This is a genomic window from Synechococcus sp. MU1655 (assembly GCF_023630655.1).
In the GTDB taxonomy this organism is placed as follows: domain Bacteria; phylum Cyanobacteriota; class Cyanobacteriia; order PCC-6307; family Cyanobiaceae; genus Synechococcus_C.
Genome location: NZ_JAKUHK010000176.1, coordinates 1 through 4,277 on the forward strand (window position 1 = coordinate 1; position 4,277 = coordinate 4,277).

Here is a 4,277-nt window from a genome sequence, read left to right on the forward strand (position 1 = left end):
TCTGCATCAGCATTTGCGGTGGTTTTGAGTTTGAATTATCACTTTGTTTTGGCAGCATTTTATTGCCTTGGCTTGTGTTCTCTGACGTCCTATATGCTTCCAGCCTTTCTGTCTGGGCTGATTCCTCCGTCAGAACGTGGTCATGCTTTGGGTGTCCTTCTGGGCGGTCAGTTTTCCGGAATCCTCCTCTCTCGATTTTTTAGTGGTGTTCTGGCTGATTTCTTTGGTTGGAGAAGTATCTATCTTGTCTCGTCTCTCCTGATGCTTTTGATTGCATTCCTTTGGCCACGTCTCATGCCGCGGGATGTGGAGTGTGTAGATGTGCCTTATCAAAAGCTCCTTGTCTCGCAATTGGCATTGATCAGGCGATTCGCCGTGCTTCGTTGTGCCTGCGCCAGTCAGGGGCTCCAGTTTGCGGCATTCATGATGATCTGGACTGGGTTGTCTCTGCACTTAGCCAAGGCTCCGTGGTTTTTTGGCTCAGCCCAAATTGGTGCTTTTGGGCTTGTTGGCTTGGCCAGTATTCTTTCGGCGCAGTTTGTGGGGAAGTTTGTTGATCGTTATGGCGCATTCTGGGTGATTATTGGATGCACGCTATCAACGTTGTTGGGCGTGCTTGGACTCTTTTTCGCAGGTTCCTCAACGCTTGCTCTTGTGCTCTGTTTGGTTTGTATCGATTTTGGGGTGCAGGGAAGTTATGTCGCCAATCAATCGCGTGTGTTCTCTTTGGACCAGGCATCGCGATCACGACTAGGCAGTCTGCTTTTTGTCAGTGCGTTCTCTGCATCGGTTGTGGCAGGACTGTTGCAGGTTCGGATTTGGCCAGTGTGGGGCTGGAAAGGATTGCTGACGTTCGCTGTACTTTTGGTTCTGATTGCGTTTGTGACTCAAATCCCTTTGCGTCGAACACCCAAGGTGTCTTTGAGTCGGCCATGAATGACAGATCTAGTGAACTCTCCTAGCGGCACCATCGATCCGGATTTGCACCATGCATTTGGTGAGGGGGAAGGAACTCTTGTCACGCTGACTTACCCCAAACCGCTGCCAATGCGTTTGGATCGTTGGTTAGTGAGTCAGCGCACGGAGCAAAGTCGAGCCCGGATTCAAAAGTTCATTGATGCTGGCTATGTCCGCGTTAATGACAAAACTGCTAAGGCCAAAACGCCGTTGCGCGAAGGCGACCAGGTGCAGCTCTGGATGCCACCGCCAGAGCCGCTTCCCTACCTCAAGCCAGAACCGATGGAGCTGGATGTGCTGTTTGAAGACGAGCACTTGATCGTGATCAATAAGCCAGCCGGACTGACCGTGCATCCTGCCCCTGGGAATAAGGACGGAACCCTGGTGAATGGGTTGCTGCATCACTGCCAGGATTTGCCAGGGATCAGCGGCAAATTACGGCCGGGCGTGGTCCATCGTCTCGATAAAGACACGACCGGCTGCATCGTGGTGGCGAAATCTCAGGAGGCGTTGGTTCGTCTCCAGGCCCAGATCCAACAGAGGATTGCTTCACGTGAGTATCTGGCTGTGGTCCACGGGGTGCCGCAAGGAGAGTCGGGAACGATCATTGGCGCGATCGGTCGTCATCCTGTGGATCGCAAAAAATATGCAGTGGTGAGTGATGACAGCGGTCGCTATGCGCGCACGCATTGGACTCTCCAGGAGCGACTTGGCGATTACTCCCTCTTGCGCTTCAAGCTCGATACGGGGCGAACACACCAGATCCGCGTGCATTGCGCCCATATCAATCACGCCGTGGTGGGGGACATCACTTACAGCCGCTGCAGGAAACTGCCGTTGGAGCTTCCTGGGCAAGCTCTGCATGCCTTTCAGTTGGGCCTCGATCATCCGATCACAAAAGAGCGGATGTTGTTTGAGGCCCCAGTCCCATCGGTGATGGAGAAACTGCTGATCGTGTTGCGGAAACGGTGTACTTAGAGGAGCGTGAGCTCTGTGCCTGAGGCCATCAGCAGTTCGGATGTAAGAGATCCATCCCCGTTGAGTTCCTCTCCACTCAATGCATTGAACCCCACCGTCATGGCTTGACCAGCAGCAAGCGATTGTGCCCAGTCAGCACCTTTGAGCTCGTAGCGGTAAAGGCCGTCTCCAAGCTCTTGCGTGGAGACATCAACCCCCCAGGATTCTCCGTAAAACTGATGAGCGCTGATGAAACTCACCCCCCAATCGTCCAATGATTGATTGCTTTGATTGGTCACGTTCATCGAGACGGTGAAGCCACCGTCCCAAAGATCACCACTCACCTGAATCTCCAGGGGAGAGCCAGTGAGAGGATCCGGTTGCACAGTTCCGGGATCAGAGGGTGAGGGGTTAAGGGAAGAATTTGAATCGGTTGAGCCAATCAGTGGTGTGGTTCCAGAAAGATTGTTTAGGTTCTCTGAGAGTGGATCTCCCAGCTCAACAATGCCTTGGTAATAGTTGATCACAGTGTTGTCGCTGACATCGAGGGCCGGCCACTGAGGCCAGTCAAAGGTGTCATTCATAAAGGGTTCGTTTTGATCCCATCCCAAAACTGTTAAATGATGAATATCGTGGGCAATAGCCACCCCTTCGATGCTAAGAAAGCCATGGGTTCTGGCATGCATCCAGCCGCCATAATGCGGCTCCATCTTGAGGGTATTGATGAAATGTTCTTCGAGTTGATTGGTTGTTAGATAAGTGGCAAATCCTTCATGGCCAAACTGTTCAACCATCTGCATGACGTCGCCACTGCTGCCTAGGCGGGCCGTGCGTTGAATGTCGGCCAGGATTTGTGGGTCGTAGGACGCATCGGCGATCCAACCCACCTTGGCTCCCTGCATGGCAAACCAAAGCCCAACGCCTTGAAGATCGTTCCCCCAGGCCTGGCTGTTATTGGTGAGCTCATTTTCAAAAGCCCATGCGCCGATAGCCTCGATGTCAACTGGGGCTAATCCTGCAAAGTCCCTTAAGCCGTTGTAAGCCAATAACGCTTCCGTTGTAATCGCGGTTCGTCCACCGACAAGTTCGTTGTGCTCTGAGTTGTGATTGGAGTCATGAAAAGAGCCCCAGACGTTGATGTCTGTGAACCCACTTTCGGACGATTGCTGCATGGAGTGGTCATGGTTCATCCCGTGATCCCCCAAGCCGTGTTCTGCCATTGCTGACGTCATTGCCGGCTCCATCGGTGACGTCATCGGAGGTGTCTCAATGATTGGTTCCAGCACCGGCTCTGAAGGGGCGTCAGAAATCCCAGCGCTTTCTTCGTTTGATGGTGAGATCGGCGATATCGCGTTGTCTGTGCCGAAGAGCAATGCAGCAGAAAGCTCCCCTTCGTTTCCTATCTCAGTGCCTTGGGTGCCATTGAATCCAATGCTGACCGACTCTCCTGCTGGGATCCGTGCTCCCCAGTCTTTACCGGTCAGGGTGTACCGCGTTAGGCCGTTGTCGAGACGAACCGCACTGATCTCGGCTCCCCAAGGAGCCGTGTTGATGAGGTGAGGGCTATCGAAGCTATAGCTCCAGTTTTCGAGATCTTGTGTGGATGTGTTGGTGAGGGTTATTGCAGCCGTGAACCCCCTCCACCAGCGATCACCGGTGATGGAGGTTTGCAAGACATTCGTGGATTCCATGGCCCTTGGTATGGGGGACAATCTCATCTCAGCTCTGAAGTCCAACCAAGTTCTGACTCCCAGGGCGGAACCTGTGTCTGAATGTATTCATGGTGGAAATAGCGGCTTATCTTTCCCTGCCCTTGTCCAATTTGCGTCAGAAAACTGTTCGTTTGCGGGATGGTTTTTGTGCAGTGATTAATCGGCTAAGGCTGTGAAGCAAGATCGAACATTGCCAATATCTTGCCGATAAGATTTTGCCAATCGTTATGCGTTCAAGTTGTTTTGGTTGGGCGCCTCATCTCACGATGGAGAGGATTCAGCCGTTTGAAGAACGAATCCAGTTGCTGGAAAACGAAAACGAAGGCGAAGGGGTGCATCAACACCACAACATCGAGTCATGGATGAATGCCCGCTGGTGTTATCGGTTTCTGGTTGGCAGCAGCGGACAGGCTTCGACCAAGGTGCGGGTAATCGCAGCCTCTGGGTGGCGTAGCAACTGATCGCCAGGACCTTCTTCCACAACCTTGCCTCGATCCAGCACGATCACGCGATGGCAGAAGCCACTCGCCACCGAGAGGTCATGGGTCACGAAAATCATCGCCAGGCCTAAGTCTTGCTGCAGACGTCTCAGCAGGGCCAGGACTTCAGCTTGGATCTCCGCATCGAGCATGCTCACGCTCTCATCGCAGA

At 53.0% G+C, this 4,277-nt stretch carries 3 protein-coding genes and 1 pseudogene; 2 read left to right on the top strand and 2 right to left on the bottom strand.

Annotated features, from left to right (window positions below; all coding sequences use genetic code 11):
• The coding region (locus NCN04_RS08555; RefSeq protein WP_250395812.1) for an MFS transporter at window positions 1-936 on the top strand (936 nt) is incomplete at its 5' end.
• The gene (locus NCN04_RS08560) at window positions 937-1,935 is read left to right on the top strand and encodes an RluA family pseudouridine synthase (protein ID WP_250395813.1); all 999 of its coding nucleotides are present in this window, start codon (window positions 937-939) and stop codon (window positions 1,933-1,935) included.
• On the opposite strand, the gene NCN04_RS08565 is transcribed toward NCN04_RS08560, so the two are convergent.
• Together NCN04_RS08565 and NCN04_RS08570 are read right to left on the bottom strand one after the other, a co-directional pair.
• Complete coding sequence (locus NCN04_RS08565; RefSeq protein ID WP_250395814.1) at window positions 1,932-3,605, bottom strand: cellulose binding domain-containing protein; 1,674 nt, start codon at window positions 3,603-3,605, stop codon at window positions 1,932-1,934. The genes NCN04_RS08560 and NCN04_RS08565 overlap by 4 nt on opposite strands.
• 400 nt (window positions 3,606-4,005) lie before the next feature.
• Window positions 4,006-4,277, bottom strand: a pseudogene (locus NCN04_RS08570) (ABC transporter ATP-binding protein); the annotation flags it as partial.

Bases quoted from the DNA above. Each gene is read 5' to 3' on its own strand.
- NCN04_RS08560 (WP_250395813.1), top strand. From the start codon at position 937: ATGACAGATCTAGTGAACTCTCCTAGCGGCACCATCGATCCGGATTTG.
- NCN04_RS08565 (WP_250395814.1), bottom strand. From the start codon at position 3,605: ATGGAATCCACGAATGTCTTGCAAACCTCCATCACCGGTGATCGCTGG.